Source organism: Aeromonas sp. sif0611, assembly GCF_019218845.1.
Taxonomy (GTDB): Bacteria; Pseudomonadota; Gammaproteobacteria; order Enterobacterales; family Aeromonadaceae; genus Aeromonas; species Aeromonas media.
On the sequence record NZ_JAHUWU010000005.1, the window covers coordinates 198,966 to 217,396 of the forward strand.

The following is an 18,431-nucleotide window of genomic DNA, read 5'->3' on the forward strand; positions in this document are numbered from 1 at the left end:
GATGGCCCCCCCATCCGGATATCGCCTCCTGCAGGGTGCGCACCAACTGTTCGTGCAGGGGAAGATCGTTTTGCTGCTGGTCGGCAAAGAGGGTTGGCAGGACTGTCATGATTGGCCTCTGCGGGGGCGGGGCAGATGGCCCCCCCATCCGGATATCGCTTCCCGCAGGGTGCGCACCAACTGTTCGTGCAGGGAAAGATCGTTCTGTTGCTGGTCGGCAAAGAGGGTCGGCAGGGCTGTCATGGCACTTCCCGTTGCGGATAAATTGGTCTGCCCATATTGGCAAAATTGGTCGGCGTGGCAAGGCCATTTTGTCGCTACATTGGTGGGCAAGGAAGTGAAGCAATCCCATTGGCTACAGAAGGAGTCTGCATGTCGGAATACAGCGCCACCATCAGCTGGCAGCGAGGGGCCAGCGAGCCCTTTGTCGATCAGCGCTACAGCCGGGCCCATGAGTGGGCGTTTGACGGCGGAGTCAGGGTACCCGCCTCCTCCTCCCCCCAGGTGGTGCCCTTGCCTTACTCGGTGGCCGAGCACGTGGATCCCGAGGAGGCCTTCGTCGCATCCCTCTCCAGCTGTCACATGCTGACCTTCCTCTGGCTGGTTGCCAGGGCGGGTTATCTGGTGGAGAGCTACCGGGATGAGGCCGTCGGCATCATGGAGCAGAACGAGCGAGGTCGCCAGTCCATCACCCGGGTCACCCTGCACCCCAGGGTGCGGTTTGGCGGCGAGCGTCGGCCCGATCTCGCCGCGCTGGAGCGGCTACACCACCAGGCCCACGAGGAGTGCTTCATTGCCAACTCGGTCAACACCGTCGTCACCACAGAGATAGCACTCTAATCACAAGGAGGTTCAGGATGAGTCATGTATTGAGTACCGGGGTCGCGAGCCCGCTGGAGGCCAGCGCGTTTTTCGAGGCCCAGTTGAAGTTTCGCACCGATCCGGCGGATCTCGCCGCCGATCTGCTGGCCGGGGAGGCGGACGAGAGGGGCAGCATAGTGGTCATCGACACCCGCTCCCCCGCGCACTACGCCGAGGGCCATATCCCGGGCGCCATCTCCTTCCCCCATCGCACCATGAGCCCGGCGACCACCCAGGGGCTGTCGCGGGACAGGGTCTATGTCTGCTACTGCGATGGCATCGGCTGCAACGGCTCGACCCAGGGGGCGTACAAGCTGGCGGCCCTGGGCTTTCGGGTCAAGGAGCTGATCGGCGGCCTGCACTGGTGGCGCCAGGACGGCTTCGCCGTCGCCACCGGCAGCGAGGCCGGCGTCTTGCTGGAAGGGGGGATCGCCTGTGCCTGCTGAATCCCTCTTCAACGGCCATGGCCAACCCCTGGGGGAGTCTCTGCCCGACTGGCGGGGCGCCGAGTTCCCTCCTCATCGGGTGCTGAGCGGCTGGGGCTGTCGCCTGGAACCGCTCGATCCCGAGCGCCACGGCGGCAGCCTGTGGCAGGCCTTCTGTGCCGACAGCGGGGCCATGTGGACCTACCTCACCAGCGGCCCCTTCGAGAATGAGGCGGCCATGCTGGCCTGGCTGCGAGGGGTCGCCGCCAAGGCCGATCCCCAGTTCTATGCCATTGTCGATGAGAGGCGCGGCCGGGCGCTGGGGCTCGCCAGCTACCTGCGCATCGACCCCGCCGCGGGCAGCGTGGAGGTGGGCTGGCTGCACTTCTCGCCGGCCCTGCAGCAGTCGCGGCTGGCGACGGCGGCCATGGCGCTGATGATGGCCAATGCCTTCGCCCTGGGGTATCGCCGCTACGAGTGGAAGTGCAATGCCCTGAACCGGCCCTCCTGGCAGGCGGCGCTGCGTCTCGGCTTTTGCTATGAGGGGACGTTCCGCCAGGCGCGGGTGGACAAGGGGCACAGCCGGGATACCGCCTGGTTCTCGGTGATAGACGGCGAGTGGCCCGCATTGAAGGGCTGTTTCGAGCGCTGGCTGGCGGATGCCAACTTCGACGAACAGGGGCGCCAGCGGCTGCGCCTCTCCGAGCTCACCGCCGCCTGCCGGGTGACGCCATAAGCCTGTGGTCCCTTGGGCCTGAAGGGCAAAACGCAAGAGGCCCCGATTGCGGGGCCTCTCTCATGCTGGATGTTGCTTGATGAGTGAGCTCATTCATGGTGCTCGCCGATGGGGGCGGCTATCCACTTCATCAGGCGCACCATGTCCTCGGGCGCCACCCCGACCGAGAGGCCGCGCTTGCCGCCACTCACCAGGATCTCGTCAAACGCCATGGCGGAGTCGTCCAGCACGGTCGGCAACAACTTCTTCTGGGCCAGCGGGCTGATGCCGCCCACCTTGTAGCCGGTCAGCTTCTCGGCATCGGCCGGCTTCATCATCTCCACCTTCTTGAGGCCGGTGGCCTTGGCGAGCTGTTTGAGGCTGCACATGCCGGAGGAGGGGACTATGGCGACCACCGCCTGCTTGTCGTGGTGAGCCAGCAAGGTCTTGAACACCTGAGCCTGGGGCAGGCCGAGCTGGGTCGCGGCATGCTTGCCGAAATCGTCGTGGGCTTCGCACTCGTAGGGATAGAGCTTGTGGGGGATTTTCAGCTTCTTCAGCAGGTTGATGGCGGGTGTCATGGGGTCTCCTCGGGCCGGAACAAGGCCAGACAGTCTGCGCCCGAGGGCCAGATGTGGCAAGTGTCAGCCTTCACCCCCCATGGGGGCCTCTGTTCGCGCAACCGGATCCCGGATCCTATGATCTGAGCTCTTGTTCCCGCATTCCACCGCGATGCGATGGCGATCGAAAGGAATCGTAGCCATGAATACCCCAGCAATCCGCTCTCGCGATATCGACACGTTCGATCGTTATGAGGCCCTGGCCCGGCTGACCGCCCTCGACCGGACCTACGGCATGGTCGAGTTCGATCTGGATGGCCGCATGGTGTCGGTCAACCTGCTGTTCTGCCGCATGTTCGGCTATGCCCCCTATGCGCTGGTCGGCCAGTCCCATCTGCTGCTGTTGCCGCCGGAACTGCACGCCGAGTACGGACGCTTCTGGCAGGGCGTGTTGAAGGGCGAGATCCACTCGGGGGAGTTTCGCCGCGTCATGCACGATGGCGGTACCCTCTGGATCCACGCCACCTACATGCCCATCACCGACGAAGCGGGGGCCCTGCTCGGGGTGATCAAGCTGGCCCACGACATCACCTCCGAGGTGCTGGCCAAGCAACGGGTCGAGCAGCAGAGCCAGCTGTTCGACATCGTCGTGGCCGCCCATCAGAGCTTTCTGCTCGACCGCAACCTGGCATCCGCCTGCGACACCGTGTTCGAGCGGCTGCTGAGCGTCAGCCAGAGCACCTATGGCTTCATCGGCATCGTCCAGTACGAGGAGGGGCTGCCCAGCCTCTACATCCCCTCCATCTCGAACGTCTCCTGGGACGAGGCGACCCACGCCTGGTACGAGCAGCAACGCCAGAACCGGGGCGGCCTCATCTTCAGCAAGCTCGACAACCTGTTCGGCCACGTGGTGACCCACAACACCCTGGTGTGCTGCAATGATCTGCCGAGTCATCCGGCGAGTCGCGGCGTCTCCCCCCGGGGACACCCCCGTCTGGACAGTTTTCTCGGCATCCCCATCCGCCACAAGGGGGAGGCCATCGGGATGATCGCCCTTGCGAACCGTCCCTGTGGCTTCGACGAAACCCTGGTGACTCAGCTCGAACCGCTCACCACGGCGCTCGGCACCCTGATCCACGCTCGCAATCTGGAGGATGAGCGCAGCCGGATGGAGCGGGTGCTGCGCTTCAACGCCGAGCACGACTTTCTCACCAAGCTGCCCAACCGCAGCAGCTTCTTCACCCAGGCGAATGTCCTGCTCGATCATATCCAGCGCCATCCGGCCGAGGGAGAAGCCTGCTGCCTGGTCCTCATCGATATCGACTTTTTCAAGCAGATCAACGATGAGCATGGTCACCTTGCCGGGGATGCGGTGCTCGAGGAGCTGGCGCGTCTGCTGATGCAGGCGGTGCGCAGCCAGGATCTGGTGGCAAGGTTCGGCGGGGAGGAGTTCATCATGCTGCTGCGCGGTACCACCCTGGAGGAGGCTCGCGCCATCATGGAGCGCATCCGGCAACTGGTCGAGCAGCACAGCTTCCTGTATCAACAACAGACGATCACCGTCACCATCAGCCTGGGCCTCACCCCCTATCAGATGAGCTACCGCTGCATGGATGACTGGTTGTTGTGCGTGGATCAGCGCCTCTACGAGGCCAAGCGCCGGGGACGCAACCGGATTGCCTAGGCTGCCTTGACAGCAGAAACAGAAAGGGCGCCATATAGGCGCCCTTTTATATCAGGAAGAGGTGCTTGATGGCCTGGCCATCAACCCGTGTTGCGCATGCCCGCGGCTATACCGGCGATGGTGACCATCAGCGCCTGATCCAGCTCGGGGTGCAGGGTCTCAGGGTTCTTGCGCGAGCGGCCAAGCAGCTCGACCTGCAGCACGTTGAGCGGGTCTGTGTAGGGGTTGCGCAGCTTGATGGACTCCTTGATCCAGGGCTGGTCGTCCAGCAGGTCTCCCTGCGGGCGCAGCTCCAGCACCACCTGGATGGAGTCGGAGAGCTCCTGACGCAGTTGCTTGCCGAGGGCCCACAGCTCTTTGGGCACCAGACGAGTGTCGTAGTACTCCGCCAGCCAGAGGTCGGCCTTGAGGAACACCATCTCCAGCATCTCGAGACGGGTGCGGAAGAAGGGCCACTGGCGGCTCATCTCGTCCAGCACGCTCTTCTGACCGTCATCTATGGCCTGCTGCAGACCCTTGTGGGCACCGAGCCAGGCCGGCAGCATCAGCCGGTTCTGGGTCCAGGCGAAGATCCAGGGGATGGCGCGCAGGCTCTCGACGCCGCCGTTGGGCTTGCGCTTGGCGGGACGGGAACCGAGCGGCAGCTTGCCGAGCTCCATCTCCGGGGTGGCGGCGCGGAAGTAGGGCACAAAGTCCGGGTGGCCGCGCACTATGCTGCGGTAGTGATCGCAGGAGACGGTGGCCAGCTGCTCCATAACGGCGCGCCAGCACTCCTTGGGCTTGGGTGGCGGCAGCAGGTTCCCCTCCAGCACGGCGCTGGTGTAGAGGTTCAGGCTGTGGATGGCGACCTTGGGCAGGCCGAACTTGAAGCGGATCATCTCGCCCTGTTCGGTGACCCGTAGACCACCGCGCAGGGATCCCGGCGGTTGGGACAGGATCGCCTGATGGGCGGGGGCGCCGCCGCGACCGACGGTACCGCCACGGCCATGGAACAGGGTCAGGCGGATGTTGTTGGCTTCAGCCAGCCCCACCAGGGATTCCATGGCGGCGTACTGGGCCCAGCCGGCGGCCATCATGCCCGCGTCCTTGGCGGAATCCGAGTAACCGATCATCACGTACTGACGACCCTGGATGTAGCCGCGATACCAGTCCACCGACAGCAGGCGATCCATCACGGCGGTGCCCGCCATCAGATCTTCCTGGGTCTCGAACAGCGGAGCGACCGGCATGCGGAACTTGCAACCCGCCTCCTTCAGCAGCAGCTGCACCGCCAAGACGTCGGACGGTGCACCGGCCATGGAGATGATGTAGATGCCGAACGCATCCGGGTCGTGACCGGCGATCACCCGGCAGGTGTCTATGGTCTCGCGGGTCTCGTCGCTCGGTGCCCAGTCGGTGGGGATCAGCGGGCGGCGGGAGTTCAGTTCGTTGAGCAGGAAGGCCTGCTTGTCGTCCTCGCTCCACTCGGCGTAGTCACCCATGCCGAGGTAGCGGGTCAGCTCGGAGAAGACCTGACCATGACGCTCACCGTCCTGGCGGATGTCCAGCTTGACCAGATGGATGCCGAAGCAGGCCAGCTTGCGCAGCACGTCCAGCAGCATGCCGTCGGCGATGTTGCCCATGCCGCAGGCGTGCAGGGAGTGGTAGCAGAGCTCCAGCGGCTCGCGCAGCTGGGCCGTGGTCTTGATGAGATCGCGGCTCTCGCTCGCCTGACCCTGCACCTTGGCGGTGAGGAACTCCTGGGTCTCGCGCAGTTGCTCGCGCAGCTCGCGCACCAGGGCGCGGTAGGGCTCGGGGTTGTCACCGACTCGGGCGCGCACGGCCTCGGTACAGTCGGCCATGGAGAGCTCTGAGGTGAGCTCCTTGATGTCGCGGTAGAAGAGGTTGACCGCCATCCAGCGACCCAGCTCCAGCACCTCTGCGGTCACCTTGGCGGTGACGAAGGGGTTGCCGTCGCGGTCACCGCCCATCCAGGAGGTGAACTTGACCGGCGCGGCATCCAGCGGCAGGCGCACACCCAGGTGGTGTTGCAGGCGCTCGTCCAGATTGCGCATGAATTCGGGAATGGCCGGCCACAGGCTGTTTTCCACCACGGCGAAGCCCCACTTGGCCTCGTCCACCGGGGTCGGACGCTGCTCGCGGATCTCGTTGGTGTGCCAGGCCTGATTGACCAGCTGTTCGATGCGATTGAGGATCTTGTCCCGCTCGCGGGGCAGCAGATCGGAGAGCTCCAGCGCTTCTAGGCAGTCGTTGAGCTGCACGTGCTTGTGGATCAGGGTACGACGGGTCACCTCGGTGGGGTGGGCGGTCAGCACCAGGTCGATGTCCAGCTCGCGTACTGCCTGGATGATGGCTTCCTGGGAGAGGTTGGAGGCTTTCAGCTTGGCAAACATCTGCTCAAGCGGGTCCGGCGTGCACTCCTGCTCTTCGCAGCGGCGGGAGATGGTGTGGAACTGCTCCGCCACGTTGGCCAGATTGAGGAACTGGCTGAAGGCGCGGGCCACGGGCAGCAGCTCGTCATCGGAGAGAGTACGCAGGGTCTCTAGCAGGCGTTCCCGGTCTGACTCGTTGCCCTTGCGGGAGGACTTGGCCAGTTGACGAATGGTCTCAATCTTGTCGAGGAAGGCTTGACCCTGATGATCCTTGATGGATTTCCCCAGCAGTTGGCCCAACATGCCTACGTTGGCCCGTAGGGCGGCGTACTTTTCGTTCATTCCACATCCTTATTTGGTTGGTGCCCCTTGACCTTCCGAGGGGAGAGGCAGCCTCACTTATTGTTGTGCGATTACAACATATGCTCCGTCATCTTAGGGGGACAATCTACCCAGATTGTCTGCGCAAGGTCAAATAACAGGCCGATTCAGAACATGTATTTCCCTCACCTGTCCCGAGGCGGCATGTCATGTAACTTACTTACATTCCCCTCGACCTAGGCGCAGAAACGCCGGATCAGGTGCTGCAGCACCGCCGTGGTCGGTTTGACGAACGAGAGATCCAGGTATTCATCGGGCTGATGGGCCTGAGTGATATGGCCCGGGCCCATCACTATGGTCTGGCATCCCAACTGCTGGATAAAGGGGGCCTCGGTACAATAGTTCACGGATTCGGCGGCCCGACCGCTCGCCCGCTCGGCCTCCCGCACCAGCTCGGAGCCGTCCTCGCAGGCATAGGCCGGAATGGGTTCGTGCAGGTGTTGCAGGTGCAGGCAGCCCGGCTGGTGAACTTCGATGGGGGAGAGCGCCTCTTTGAGCAGGCCCATCAGTTCATCCGGTCCCACCTGAGGGGTGGGCCTCATGTCGATGTGCAGCTCGCAGCAGCCGCAGATGCGGTTCGGGCTGTCGCCCCCCTGGATGTAGCCCAGATTCAACGTGGGCTGTGGTACCGCGAATCTGTGGTCGGCGTACTTCTCTTTCAGGCTGTGTTGCAGCTTGAGCACTTGCCCCATGGCCTGGTGCATGATCTCCAGAGCGTTGACCCCGTTGGCGGGATCCGAGCTGTGACCGCTTCGGCCTGTGATGCGGATCGCCTCCGACATGTGGCCCTTGTGAGCCACTACGGGCACCAGACCGGTGGGTTCACCGATCACCGCATAGTCGGGTTTGATCTCGGCGGCTGCGGCGATGGCACGGGCCCCCGCCATGGTGGTCTCCTCGTCAGCGGTGGCCAGGATGCGCAGTGGCTTGCTGAGGGTGGTGAGATCGATATCTTTCAGCGCCTCCACGATGAAGGCGAAGAAGCCCTTCATGTCGATGGTGCCGAGCCCGTACAGGCGGTTGCCCTCCTCGGTTACCTTGAAGGGATCCTTGCTCCAGCCTCCCTCGTCGAACGGCACCGTATCGGTGTGACCCGCCAGCAGCAGGCCCCCTTCCCCCTGGCCATAGGTCGCCACCAGGTTGAACTTGCCCGGCAGGTCGGGCAGTGCCGTCACCTCGCACTGGAAGCCGAGCTGGCCGAACCAGTCGGCCAGCAGCCGGATCACCGCCTCGTTGCTCTGATCCCAGCGAGGATCCGTGCTGCTGATAGAGGGAATCGCAATAATATTCTTATAAAGTGAAAAAAAATCCAGATTGGCCATCAGCTCCTCCTTGCGTCCCCGGAGTGTTTCTGTTAGAAAATACAAATGCAAAGTGAGTGCATGAATATTCTGTTCAAGTACTCATCAACAAGGCTTCTAGTTGTAAGGGAAAGTTAATGTTCTGTCACCTGATCTGTAACCGACGACGCATATCCGCCTGAATTGCCCCTCCGCACTCGTTGCATCTAGGGGGCGATAGCCGACCCCTTGCACCGCAGCACCACGCTGTGAATTTCGAACCCAGACTTGGAATACTCAAACATGCTCAATACCGTTATCGTCGGTGCCAGTGGCTACGCGGGGGCCGAACTGGCCGCACTGGTCCAGAACCATCCAGAACTCAAGCTGTTCGGCCTCTATGTCTCCGCCGGCAGCCAGGACGCCCACAAGCGTTTCTCTTCCCTGCATCCCCAGTGGGTCGGTGAGCTGGATCAGCCGCTGCTGCCGCTGGACGAGGACGGCATGACCCGGATCCTGACCCAGGCCGATCTGGTGTTGCTGGCCACCGCCCACGAGGTGAGCGCCGAGCTTGTCCCCAAGTTCCTGGCCAAGGGGCTGCCGGTGTTCGATCTCTCCGGCGCATTCCGGGTCAAGGATCAGGGGTTCTACGCCTCCTTCTACGGTTTCACCCACGAGAGCGAGCAGTGGCTGGAACAGGCCGTCTACGGTCTGGCGGAGTGGAATGCCGATGCCATTGCCGCTGCCCAGCTGATTGCGGTGCCCGGCTGCTATCCGACCGCCTCCCTCTGCGCCCTCAAGCCGCTGCAGCAGGCCGGTCTGATTGCCGAGGGATGGCAGCCCATCATCAACGCGGTGTCCGGTGTCTCCGGAGCCGGTCGCAAGGCCGCCATCAACACCAGCTTCTGCGAGGTTAGCCTGAGCCCCTACGGCACCTTCAATCACAGACACCAGCCGGAGATCAGCCACCACCTGGGCAAGGGGGTGCTGTTCCAGCCCCACCTTGGCAACTATGTGCGGGGCATACTGGCCACCATCTATGTGCAACTGGCGGATGGGGTGACGCAGACCCAGGTGGATCAAGCCTATCTCAAGGCCTATGAAGGCAAGCCCCTGGTGCGCCTCACCGGCCAGATGCCCTCCATCCGTGGCGTGGCCAATACCCCTTACTGCGACCTCGCCTGGCAGCAGCAGGGCAACATGCTGGTGGTGGTTTCCGCCATCGACAACCTGCTCAAGGGCGCCGCCTCCCAGGCGATGCAGTGCATAAATATCAAGTTTGGTTTTGAACCGGCCACTGGCCTGATTTAACGCTTTAAGGAAGGATCGAGAAGATGGACAAGCAGACGCTGGTAATCAAGTTGGGCGGCGCCCTGATCGAGAACGACGAGGCCCTGACCGCCCTGTTCGCCACCCTGAAAACCTTCCTGGACGATCAACACCGTCCCCTGGTGCTGGTGCACGGTGGTGGCTGCCTGGTGGATGACCTGCTCAAGGGGCTGGGGATGACCTCCACCAAGAAGAACGGCCTGCGGGTCACCCCGTTCGAGCAGATCCCCTTCATCGCCGGGGCCCTGGCGGGCACCGCGAACAAGATGATGATGGCCAAGGCCATCGCCACCGGCATCCCTGCCGTGGGGCTCTGCCTCGCCGACGGCGGCCTCTGCCAGGTGACCCAGCTCGACCCGGATCTCGGCGCCGTCGGTGACTGCCAGCCGGGCAACCCGGCGCTGGTGGCCGGCATCCTGGGGCAGGGTTTCCTGCCGGTGGTGAGCTCCATCGGTATCACCGCCGACGGCCAGCTGATGAACGTCAACGCGGATCAGGCGGCCACGGCGATTGCCGAGGCGCTGGGTGCCGATCTGGTGATGCTGTCGGACGTGAGCGGCATCCTGGATGGCAAGGGCAAGCTGGTGCCGCAGCTGGACAAACAGAGCGCGCTGGACCTGATGGAGAAGGGCGTTATTCGCGATGGCATGGCGGTGAAGGTGAAGGCCGCCCTGCACGCCGCCGAGACCCTGGGCAAACCTGTCTGTGTCGCCAGCTGGCGCTACCCGGACCAACTGCTCAAGCTGCTGGCCGGCGGCGCCGTCGGCACCCAAGTCACCCTCTAACCCTGGCCGGAAAAAGGAACATCCGATGCAACATCTTCTGAAAGACAGTGACTTGAGCAAGGCCCAGATCGAGGCGCTGATCGCCCTGGGCAAATCGGTCAAGGCGGACCCCAAGAAGTACGGTCAGGCGCTGGCGGGCAAGAGCGTGGTCACCCTGTTCGAGAAGCCCTCCCTGCGCACCCGGGTCACCTTTGACATCGGCATCGCCCGGCTCGGGGGTCATAGCGTCTACCTGGATCAGCAGAACGGCGCGCTCGGCAAGCGGGAGTCGGTGAAGGATTTCGCCACCAACCTGTCGCGCTGGTGTGACGCCATCGTCGCGCGGGTGTTCGATCACCAGACCCTGGTCGAGCTGGCGGAGCATGGCTCTGTGCCGGTGGTGAACAGCCTGTGCAACCTCTACCACCCTTGCCAGGGGCTGGCGGACTTCATGACCATCAGCGAGCACTACAGCGATCTCTCCAAGGTGAAGCTGGCCTACCTCGGCGATGGCAACAACGTCAGCCACTCCCTGCTGCTGCTGGGGGCGACCCTCGGCACCGACGTGACCCTGGTCTGCCCGAAAGGCCACGGCCCGGATACCCAGATCTTCCTGCAGGCCCAGGCGCTGGCGGCGCAATCTGGCGCGCATATCAACATCAGCGATGACGTGGGCGCCATCGAAGGCTTCGACGTGGTTTATACCGACACCTGGGTTTCCATGGGTGACAACACACCAATGGAGCAGGTAAAAGATATCTTCATGCCTTATCAGATCAACCAGGCTCTGCTCGATCGCACCGGCATCCAGCATGTGCTGCATTGCCAGCCGGCGCACCGGGAGCTGGAGATCACCTCGGAGGTCATGGACGGACCAGCCTCCCTCATCATGGATGAGGCAGAAAACCGGATGCATATCCAGAATGCCGTGCTGCTGACGCTTTTGGGTCATAAATAAGCCGGCGACCGACCCTGAATCACAACCTTATCGAATCATCACGGAGAGAAGTAAATGAGCGGAATCAACAAGATCGTACTGGCTTACTCGGGCGGACTGGATACCTCGGCCATCATTCCATGGCTCAAAGAGAACTACGATGCGGAGATCATCGCCTTCGTCGCCGACGTCGGTCAGGAGCGTGACGATCTGGAAGGGATCGAGCAAAAAGCCATCGCCTCCGGCGCCACCAAGTGCATCGTCAAGGATCTGCGCGAAGAGTTCGTCAAGGAGTACGTCTATCCGACTCTGAAGACCGGCGCCGTCTACGAAGGCACCTACCTGCTGGGCACCTCCATGGCCCGTCCCATCATCGCCAAGGCGATGGTGGAAGCGGCCCTGGCAGAAGGGGCCGACGCCATCTCCCACGGCTGCACCGGCAAGGGTAACGACCAGGTACGTTTCGAAGGCGCCGTGGCTGCCCTGGCTCCCCAGTTGAAGGTCATCGCCCCCTGGCGTCTGTGGGACATGCGTTCCCGGGAAGATCTGCTGGCCTATCTGGAAGCCCGCAACATCCCCTGCAAGGCGACCCTGAAGAAGATCTACAGCCGCGATGCGAACGCCTGGCACATCTCCACCGAGGGTGGCGAGCTGGAGAGCACCTGGAACGAGCCGTCCGAAGCGGTCTGGCAGTGGACTGTCTCTGCCGAGCAGGCACCGAACGAGCCGGAATACGTCAAGCTGACCGTGGCTCAGGGCGAGGTGGTGGCCGTTGACGATCAACCGCTGACTCCGCTCCAGATCCTGATGACCCTGAACGAGCGTGCCGGCAAGCACGGCGTGGGCCGTATCGACATCACCGAAAACCGCATGGTGGGCATGAAGTCCCGTGGCTGCTACGAGACCCCGGGTGGTACCGTCATGGTCGCCGCACTGCGCGCCGTGGAAGAGCTGGTCTTGGATCGCCCGACCCGTGCCTGGCGGGAGAAGCTGGGTGCCGAGTTCTCCCACCTGGTGTATGACGGCCGCTGGTTCACTCCGCTGTGCAAGGCCATTGTCGCCTCCGCCAACGCCATCGCCGAGGATCTCGACGGCGAAGTGGTGCTGAAGATGTACAAGGGTCAGGTCACTGCGGTGCAGAAGAAGTCGCCGAACAGCCTCTACTCCGAAGACTTCGCCACCTTCGGCGCCGACGAAGTGTATGACCAGAGCCACGCCGAAGGCTTCATCCGTCTCTACACCCTGGCTAGCCGGATCCGCGCCATGAAGGAGCAGCATCAGGCCATCGGCGGCGATCACACCCACGGCTAAGCCGCAGGATTAAATCCGCTGGTACCGGAGAGGGGGCATTGCCCCCTCTTGTATCAGTGGGGTGTGAGCAAAGCGGCAGCGTCCTGGCCGCATCTGTGAGATAACAGGCTCGCAGAACAACAGGGCACGATTTCAAGTTCGGCGGCGCAAGGCGCCGCCGACAACGCATTCAAGGAGAGCAGTATGGCACTTTGGGGTGGACGCTTCAGTCAGGGAGCCGATAGCCGGTTCAAGCAGTTCAACGATTCGCTGCGGTTTGATTACCGGCTGGCGGAGCAGGATATCCAGGGCTCCATGGCCTGGGCCAAGGCGCTGGTGAAGGTGGGTGTATTGACCAGCGATGAGCAAGGCAAACTGCAACAGGCGATGGAGGTGCTGCTCGCCTCGGTGCAGCAGGATCCCCAGCAGATCCTGAGTTCAGACGCCGAAGACATTCACTCCTGGGTCGAGGGCAAGCTCATCGATGCCGTCGGCACCCTGGGCAAGAAGCTGCACACCGGCCGCTCGCGCAACGATCAGGTCGCCACCGACCTTAAACTCTGGTGCAAGGCACAGGGCGAGCTGCTGCTCGGCTCCATCACTGCGTTGCAACAGGGGCTGGTCGCCTCGGCGCGCGCCAACCAGGCTGCCGTGCTGCCCGGTTACACCCACCTGCAGCGGGCCCAGCCGGTCACCTTCGCCCACTGGGCGCTTGCCTATGTGGAGATGCTGGAGCGGGACTATTCCCGTCTGCAGGATGCCCTGAAACGGCTCGACACCAGTCCGCTCGGCTGCGGCGCCCTGGCGGGCACCGCCTATGCCATCGACCGTGAGGCGCTGGCGCTGGACATGGGCTTTAGCGGTGCGACCCGCAACAGCCTGGACTCGGTCTCCGACAGGGATCATGTGGTGGAGCTGATGCACGTGGCGTCCCTCTCCATGGCGCACCTGTCGCGCTTCGCCGAAGACCTGATCTTCTACAACACCGGCGAGGCGGGCTTCGTCGAGCTGTCCGATGCGGTCACCTCGGGCTCCTCCCTGATGCCCCAGAAGAAGAACCCGGACGCGCTCGAACTCATTCGAGGCAAGACCGGCCGGGTGGTCGGCGCCCAGATGGGCATGCTGATGAGCCTCAAGGCGCTGCCGCTCGCCTACAACAAGGACATGCAGGAAGACAAAGAGGGGCTGTTCGATGCCCTCGACACCTGGCACGACTGCCTCGACATGGCTGCCCTGGTGCTGATCGACTTGAAGGTCAATTGCGAGCGCACCAAGGCGGCAGCCCAGGGCGGCTACGCCAACGCCACCGAACTGGCGGATTATCTGGTGGCCAAGGGGATTCCGTTCCGCGAGGCGCACCATATCGTCGGCGAAACTGTGGTCTACGCGATCCAGGTGAAGAAGCCGCTGGAAGAGCTCTCTTTGGCTGAGTTCCAGCGCTTCAGCCAGGTGGTGGGGGAGGATGTCTACCCGAACCTGGAGCTGGAGGCGACCCTGGCCAAGCGGGTCGCTAAGGGCGGCGTCGCCCGCGAGCTGGTGGATGCGGCCCTCACCGCCGCCGAGGCCTGGCTGGCCAAGCGCGGCTGATCGCCGAACCGGATGAAACGAAGAGGGCCCAGGCCCTCTTTTTTTATGTCTGTGCCATCGCCTGCCGATTCCGATTGCGCAAGAATGGGCCTCTGCATGGAAGCCAAGTTATCGCCCAAGGAGCCCTTATGTATCTGCCACCCCACTTCGCCACCCCCGATCCCGCTGCGCTGCACCAGCTGATCCTGGCCCATCCCCTGGGGGCCCTGGTCACCTGTGGCGAGCAGGGGCTGGATGCCAACCACCTGCCGTTCGAGTTCGATGCCGATGAGGGGGAGCATGGGATCTTGCGGGCCCATGTGGCACGCAACAACCCGCTCTGGCAGGAGGTGAAGGAAGGGCAGGAAGTGCTGGTGATCTTCAGGGCCGTCGAGGGCTATATCTCCCCCAACTGGTATCCGAGCAAGCAGGCGCACCACCAGCAGGTGCCGACCTGGAACTATGCCGTAGTACACGCCCATGGCCGCATCCGGGTGCGGGACGATGCCCGCTTCGTGCGCCGCCTGCTGGCGAGCCTGACTCGTACCCATGAGGCTGCGGAGCCCGCGCCCTGGAAGATGGCGGATGCACCGCGCGACTATCTCGAGGCCAGGGTGCAGGCCGTGGTGGGCCTAGAGATCGAGATCGATCAGCTGGTCGGCAAGTTCAAGCTGAGCCAGAACAAGGAGGCTGCGGACCGGCAGGGAACCATTGATGCCTTGCAGGCCAAGAGCCAGAATGCGCTGGCGGAGGCGATGCTGAGTCCACCGCCGTCACTCCCCTAGCGTGACATCATGGGGTCCGGCCCGACAAAAACGGCAACCCTGAGGTTGCCGTTTTTATTGGTCGAAGCCCTTCACGCATTGGCATTGAGCAGTTTGCCAACCCCTTCGCCCTTGCCATTGGGCAGGGTCTGCTTGAAGGCGCCGAGCAGCTGATCCAGGTTCAGATCGCTGCTGCCAAGGGAGCCCTTGAGGGTGTCGAGCTCGCTCTGCAGGGCGTCGAGGCGGGTGCTCTGGGTGCCGTTGGCGAGCTGGCTGCGGGCCGCGTCTATGGCCTCGGGCAGGGACTGGCCATTGTTCTCCTGACCCAGCGTCTGCAGCAATTCGCTCATGAAGTGGTTGATGGCGGGGCGGTTCTGCTCGCTATTGGCGTCCTTGACACCCAGCCGCTGGAACAGGCTCTGGACTGTGGGGGCCAGGCGCTCTTCCTGCGCCGGCTGCTGCACCGGTTGGGTCTTGGCACTGCCGCTCAGCAGCTGACTGCCCAGTTTGAGAGCGATCGAGGCGATGGGAAGCAGGGTGCTGATCATGATGTCACTCTTCGGTACGGCTGATGACAGTGACAGAGCAGGGATTGGGCCAGTTTGGTGAAGAATGCGGCCGTGGTGGACAGGCCACTGATCCTGTTGTGAATTTAGTGTTGAAGGCCGTAGGGGGCAGGGGCAAGTGTTGAGGAAAGCGGCAATCCCTTGCAGCTCTGGCGCTGGTCGGTTTGCCGCCATCGCTGCCGGCTCACAGATGTTTGAACGGGCGGCGCTTCTCCTCTTCGATGACGATGGCCTCCAGATTGGCGACCCGCTCCTGCAACTCCCTGATGATGAGATCCTGCTTGCCGAGGCGATCCGTGATGCGGGCGTCCCCCAGCTGATAGCGGGCGCGTTTGCCGAGATAGCCGAACAACACGCTGATGAAGACGATCAGGACTATGCCTGTCCACATGGTCATAACTGACTCCTTGTCGATGTAGAAACGAGACGATCCGCCCCAAGGATCTTGTTGTCTCACAACGATCCATTGGCGGCAATGCCTGCACGGGCATTGCCTGGGGCTTGCCAGTTCAGCCCCCCTGCCAGAGCGGCCGGCCGACCCAAAGTCCCCACAGGGTGAGGTGCAGCAGCACGATAAACCAGAACACCCGCCGGTAGCTCCCCTTCTGGGTCTTGTGGCGTAGCCAGTGGCGAGCCACCAGGGCGCCGGGCCAGCCGCCGAGCAACTCCAGCAGGTGCAGGCGGGATTCCGGAATGCGCCAGCCGCCGCGTATGGCCTGGCGCTTGTCGTGGGCATAGGCGAGCACGGTGAGCAGGCTCATGGTGGTGATCAGGACCAGCGGCCACCAGTTGGCCTCCTGAATGCCAAGCCAGGCGGTCCAGATGAGGGGCAGCAGTGCCAGGGCCATCATGACAGCAGCGCCGGATCCCGGGGCTCGTCCGGGCAGAGGGTGCGAATGACCCTGGCCGGGTTGCCTACCGCCAAGGAGTCTGCCGGTATGTCCCGGGTCACCACGGCGCCGGCACCTATGATCGTGCGCGGCCCTATGGTGACGCCGGGGCAGATGATGGCGCCGCCGCCAATCCAGCAGTCATCGCCGATGCGCACCGGCTTGTTGTAGGCGGTCCAGTTGCGCCGCTCCAGATAATCCATGCTGTGGGTGGCGGTGTAGATCTGCACGTTGGGGGCCAGCAGTACATGGCTGCCGATGTGCACCTCGCCCACGTCGAGAATGGTGATGTTGAAGTTGAAGAAGGTCTTCTCGCCGATATGGATGTTGCGGCCGAATTCGCAGGTGAAGGGGGTGCTGATCCAGCAGGAGTCCGGGCAGTGGCCGAACAGCTCGGCGCACAGACGCTGACGCGCCTCGTGATCCCCCGCCGGTGTGGCGTTGAGTTGCGCCAGCAGGGCCTGGCCGCGGATCCGGTCGTTCGCTATCTCCTCGCTCTGGCTGTTCAGGGCGCCCCCCGCCAGTACCTTGTCCCAGTCGCTTGCCATGCTCACCTCCTCTCATGTGCCAAGAGGCGCCAGTATACGCCAGCGACGCCGGCGGCGTCAGGCGCGTCCTGGTGGTCGGGTCAGTTGCCTAGCCAGATGAGGGGCAGGATCAGCAGGATGGAGAGGAGGTAGGGCAGCATGACCCTCAGCCCCAGACGGCGGCCGCCGATCACCAGCGCCAGCAGTCCCTTCACCAGGGAGTTGACCAGGCCGGCGAGCAGAATGGCCCGGGCCGCCACCTCCAGGGCCAACTCCTTGTGGGAGAGCTGGGAGAGGGAGAGGGTGATGGCGTCCACGTCCGTGATGCCGGAGACCAGCGCCAGCAGATAGACCCCGGAGTTGCCCACCTTGCTCTGCAGCAGGGTGGCCATGAAACCGATGAGGGCCAGCAGCAGGCCGAACTTGATGGCGGTGGCGAGATCCAGCGGGTTGCGGGTTTCGGGTTGCACCGGGTTGTCTGTCATCTCTTCACGCTGGCGCCAGAACCAGAAGGCGAAACCGTAGACGGTGGCCGCCAGCAGCAGCAGGGGGGGGGCCAGGCGCATGGCCAGCTCGTTGTGAATGAGCAGCACCAGCACCAGCAGTCGCAACCACATGGTGGCACCCGCCAGCAGGATGCCGGTGGCCAGCAGCCGTTCCAGCCCGGGCTGCTCCTTGTTGAGGCGGGCAAATTGCAGGGTGAGGGCGGTGGAGGAGGCGAGCCCCGCCAGCATGCTGGTGAGCACCAGACCTGCGCGGGTGCCGAGCAGGCGCACCGCGAAGTGGCCCGAGAATGAGATGCCGGCGATCACCACCACCATCAGCCAGATCTTGAAGGGGTTGAAGGCGTTGAGGGGGCCCATCTCGACGTCGGGCAGCACGGGCAGCAGCACCAGGGAGATGAGCAGGAAGCGCAGGGTGGCGTGAAATTCCGTCTCGCTCAAGAACAGCATGCCCTGCTGGATCTTGCCCTTGAGCCCCATCAAGAGCGCCGCCAGCACGGCACAGGCCACCGCCTCGCTCGGGCTCTGCAACACGGACATCAGCCCCAGCAGATAGGTGAGCACCATGGCCACCGAGCTGGTGAGGCCAAACTCCCCCTGCCAGCGCTGGGCCAGCCAGACCGAGAGACCGCAGCCTGCCACCACCGCCAGCAGGCCGAGCAGGGCCAGCCAGGCGCCCAGGGTGGGCAGCAGCAGGGCGCACACCCCGCCGAGCAGACCGATGAGACCATAGGTGCGCATCCCGGCGATGCGCTGGTTGTCTCCCAGCTGGCGCACCTGCCAGCCCCGTTCCAGTCCGATGATGAGCCCGATGGCCAGTGACACCAGGGCGCCATAGACGGGCTCCGCCTCGATCCACATGCTGCTCTCCTCTCATTGTTCTCCATGTCAGGATGGCACAGACCGCTCCCGGGCAGGGGGAGCTGGCTCACAGAGCAGACGCAGGCTTTGGCTGGTGAGGGTGGACCCGTTGGGGGGTTGGGCCGTCCGGCACTCTTTGCTAACCTGCCCGCTTAA

Annotated in this window: 18 protein-coding genes; 10 read left to right on the plus strand and 8 right to left on the minus strand. The window is 63.6% G+C overall.

Annotated elements, in window-relative coordinates; all coding sequences use genetic code 11:
• Nucleotides 1-372 precede the first annotated feature (372 nt).
• From KW824_RS13965 to KW824_RS13975, 3 genes are read left to right on the plus strand one after another with little or no spacing between them, the layout of a single operon-like run.
• Nucleotides 373-840 carry an OsmC family protein gene (locus KW824_RS13965; RefSeq protein ID WP_218410093.1) on the plus strand — a complete coding sequence of 156 codons (468 nt, stop codon included), beginning with the start codon at nucleotides 373-375 and terminating at the stop codon, nucleotides 838-840.
• 17 nt (nucleotides 841-857) lie between these two features.
• On the plus strand, nucleotides 858-1,307 hold the full coding sequence (locus KW824_RS13970) for a rhodanese-like domain-containing protein (protein WP_043128472.1): 450 nt from the start codon (nucleotides 858-860) through the stop codon (nucleotides 1,305-1,307).
• Entirely contained in the window at nucleotides 1,297-2,022 is a 726-nt protein-coding gene (locus KW824_RS13975; protein ID WP_218410094.1) for a GNAT family N-acetyltransferase, read from the plus strand. The genes KW824_RS13970 and KW824_RS13975 overlap by 11 nt, the downstream gene beginning before the upstream one ends.
• 89 nt (nucleotides 2,023-2,111) lie before the next feature.
• Here the strand turns inward: KW824_RS13975 and ybaK are convergent, their stop codons facing one another.
• Nucleotides 2,112-2,582, minus strand: coding sequence for a Cys-tRNA(Pro) deacylase (ybaK, locus tag KW824_RS13980; protein ID WP_005324867.1), 471 nt, complete (start codon nucleotides 2,580-2,582; stop codon nucleotides 2,112-2,114).
• Between the two features lie 181 nt (nucleotides 2,583-2,763).
• Here ybaK and KW824_RS13985 point away from each other — a divergent pair, with 181 nt between their 5' ends.
• A complete protein-coding gene (locus KW824_RS13985) occupies nucleotides 2,764-4,245 on the plus strand; it encodes a diguanylate cyclase (RefSeq protein ID WP_218410095.1) in 1,482 nt (493 codons plus the stop codon).
• An 80-nt stretch (nucleotides 4,246-4,325) separates the two neighbouring features.
• On the opposite strand, the gene ppc is transcribed toward KW824_RS13985, so the two are convergent.
• The gene (ppc, locus tag KW824_RS13990; RefSeq protein WP_005324863.1) at nucleotides 4,326-6,959 is read right to left on the minus strand and encodes a phosphoenolpyruvate carboxylase; all 2,634 of its coding nucleotides are present in this window, start codon (nucleotides 6,957-6,959) and stop codon (nucleotides 4,326-4,328) included.
• Nucleotides 6,960-7,174: 215 nt separating this feature from the next.
• Nucleotides 7,175-8,320 (minus strand): acetylornithine deacetylase, encoded by a 1,146-nt coding sequence (gene argE, locus KW824_RS13995; protein WP_218410096.1) that lies wholly within the window; start codon nucleotides 8,318-8,320, stop codon nucleotides 7,175-7,177.
• A 261-nt stretch (nucleotides 8,321-8,581) separates the two neighbouring features.
• On the opposite strand from argE, the gene argC reads away from it, so the two are divergent.
• From argC to KW824_RS14025, 6 genes are all read left to right on the plus strand, one after another.
• A complete protein-coding gene (gene argC / locus KW824_RS14000) occupies nucleotides 8,582-9,589 on the plus strand; it encodes an N-acetyl-gamma-glutamyl-phosphate reductase (RefSeq protein ID WP_218410097.1) in 1,008 nt (335 codons plus the stop codon).
• Nucleotides 9,590-9,612: 23 nt separating this feature from the next.
• Nucleotides 9,613-10,392 carry an acetylglutamate kinase gene (gene argB, locus KW824_RS14005; RefSeq protein WP_005324857.1) on the plus strand — a complete coding sequence of 260 codons (780 nt, stop codon included), beginning with the start codon at nucleotides 9,613-9,615 and terminating at the stop codon, nucleotides 10,390-10,392.
• Nucleotides 10,393-10,417: 25 nt separating this feature from the next.
• The gene (locus KW824_RS14010; RefSeq protein ID WP_218410098.1) at nucleotides 10,418-11,329 is read left to right on the plus strand and encodes an ornithine carbamoyltransferase; all 912 of its coding nucleotides are present in this window, start codon (nucleotides 10,418-10,420) and stop codon (nucleotides 11,327-11,329) included.
• A gap of 54 nt (nucleotides 11,330-11,383) precedes the next feature.
• Nucleotides 11,384-12,619, plus strand: a complete 1,236-nt coding sequence (locus KW824_RS14015; protein WP_042648372.1) for an argininosuccinate synthase — start codon at nucleotides 11,384-11,386, stop codon at nucleotides 12,617-12,619.
• Nucleotides 12,620-12,802: 183 nt separating this feature from the next.
• Nucleotides 12,803-14,185, plus strand: a complete 1,383-nt coding sequence (gene argH / locus KW824_RS14020; RefSeq protein WP_218410099.1) for an argininosuccinate lyase — start codon at nucleotides 12,803-12,805, stop codon at nucleotides 14,183-14,185.
• 128 nt (nucleotides 14,186-14,313) lie between these two features.
• Nucleotides 14,314-14,949, plus strand: a complete 636-nt coding sequence (locus KW824_RS14025; RefSeq protein ID WP_218410100.1) for an FMN-binding negative transcriptional regulator — start codon at nucleotides 14,314-14,316, stop codon at nucleotides 14,947-14,949.
• 71 nt (nucleotides 14,950-15,020) lie between these two features.
• Here KW824_RS14025 and KW824_RS14030 read toward each other — a convergent pair whose 3' ends face one another.
• The 5 genes from KW824_RS14030 to KW824_RS14050 all read right to left on the minus strand — a co-directional run bounded on the left by KW824_RS14030 (nucleotide 15,021) and on the right by KW824_RS14050 (nucleotide 18,275).
• The gene (locus tag KW824_RS14030) at nucleotides 15,021-15,476 is read right to left on the minus strand and encodes a hypothetical protein (protein WP_218410101.1); all 456 of its coding nucleotides are present in this window, start codon (nucleotides 15,474-15,476) and stop codon (nucleotides 15,021-15,023) included.
• A 202-nt stretch (nucleotides 15,477-15,678) separates the two neighbouring features.
• A complete protein-coding gene (locus tag KW824_RS14035; RefSeq protein ID WP_005332845.1) occupies nucleotides 15,679-15,891 on the minus strand; it encodes a hypothetical protein in 213 nt (70 codons plus the stop codon).
• A gap of 112 nt (nucleotides 15,892-16,003) precedes the next feature.
• Entirely contained in the window at nucleotides 16,004-16,345 is a 342-nt protein-coding gene (locus KW824_RS14040) for a DUF1294 domain-containing protein (RefSeq protein WP_041205006.1), read from the minus strand.
• Nucleotides 16,342-16,932: a sugar O-acetyltransferase gene (locus KW824_RS14045; RefSeq protein ID WP_042648282.1), complete on the minus strand. Its 591-nt coding sequence runs from the start codon at nucleotides 16,930-16,932 to the stop codon at nucleotides 16,342-16,344. The genes KW824_RS14040 and KW824_RS14045 overlap by 4 nt, the downstream gene beginning before the upstream one ends.
• 80 nt (nucleotides 16,933-17,012) lie before the next feature.
• Nucleotides 17,013-18,275 carry an MgtC/SapB family protein gene (locus tag KW824_RS14050; RefSeq protein ID WP_218410102.1) on the minus strand — a complete coding sequence of 421 codons (1,263 nt, stop codon included), beginning with the start codon at nucleotides 18,273-18,275 and terminating at the stop codon, nucleotides 17,013-17,015.
• Nucleotides 18,276-18,431 lie beyond the last annotated feature (156 nt).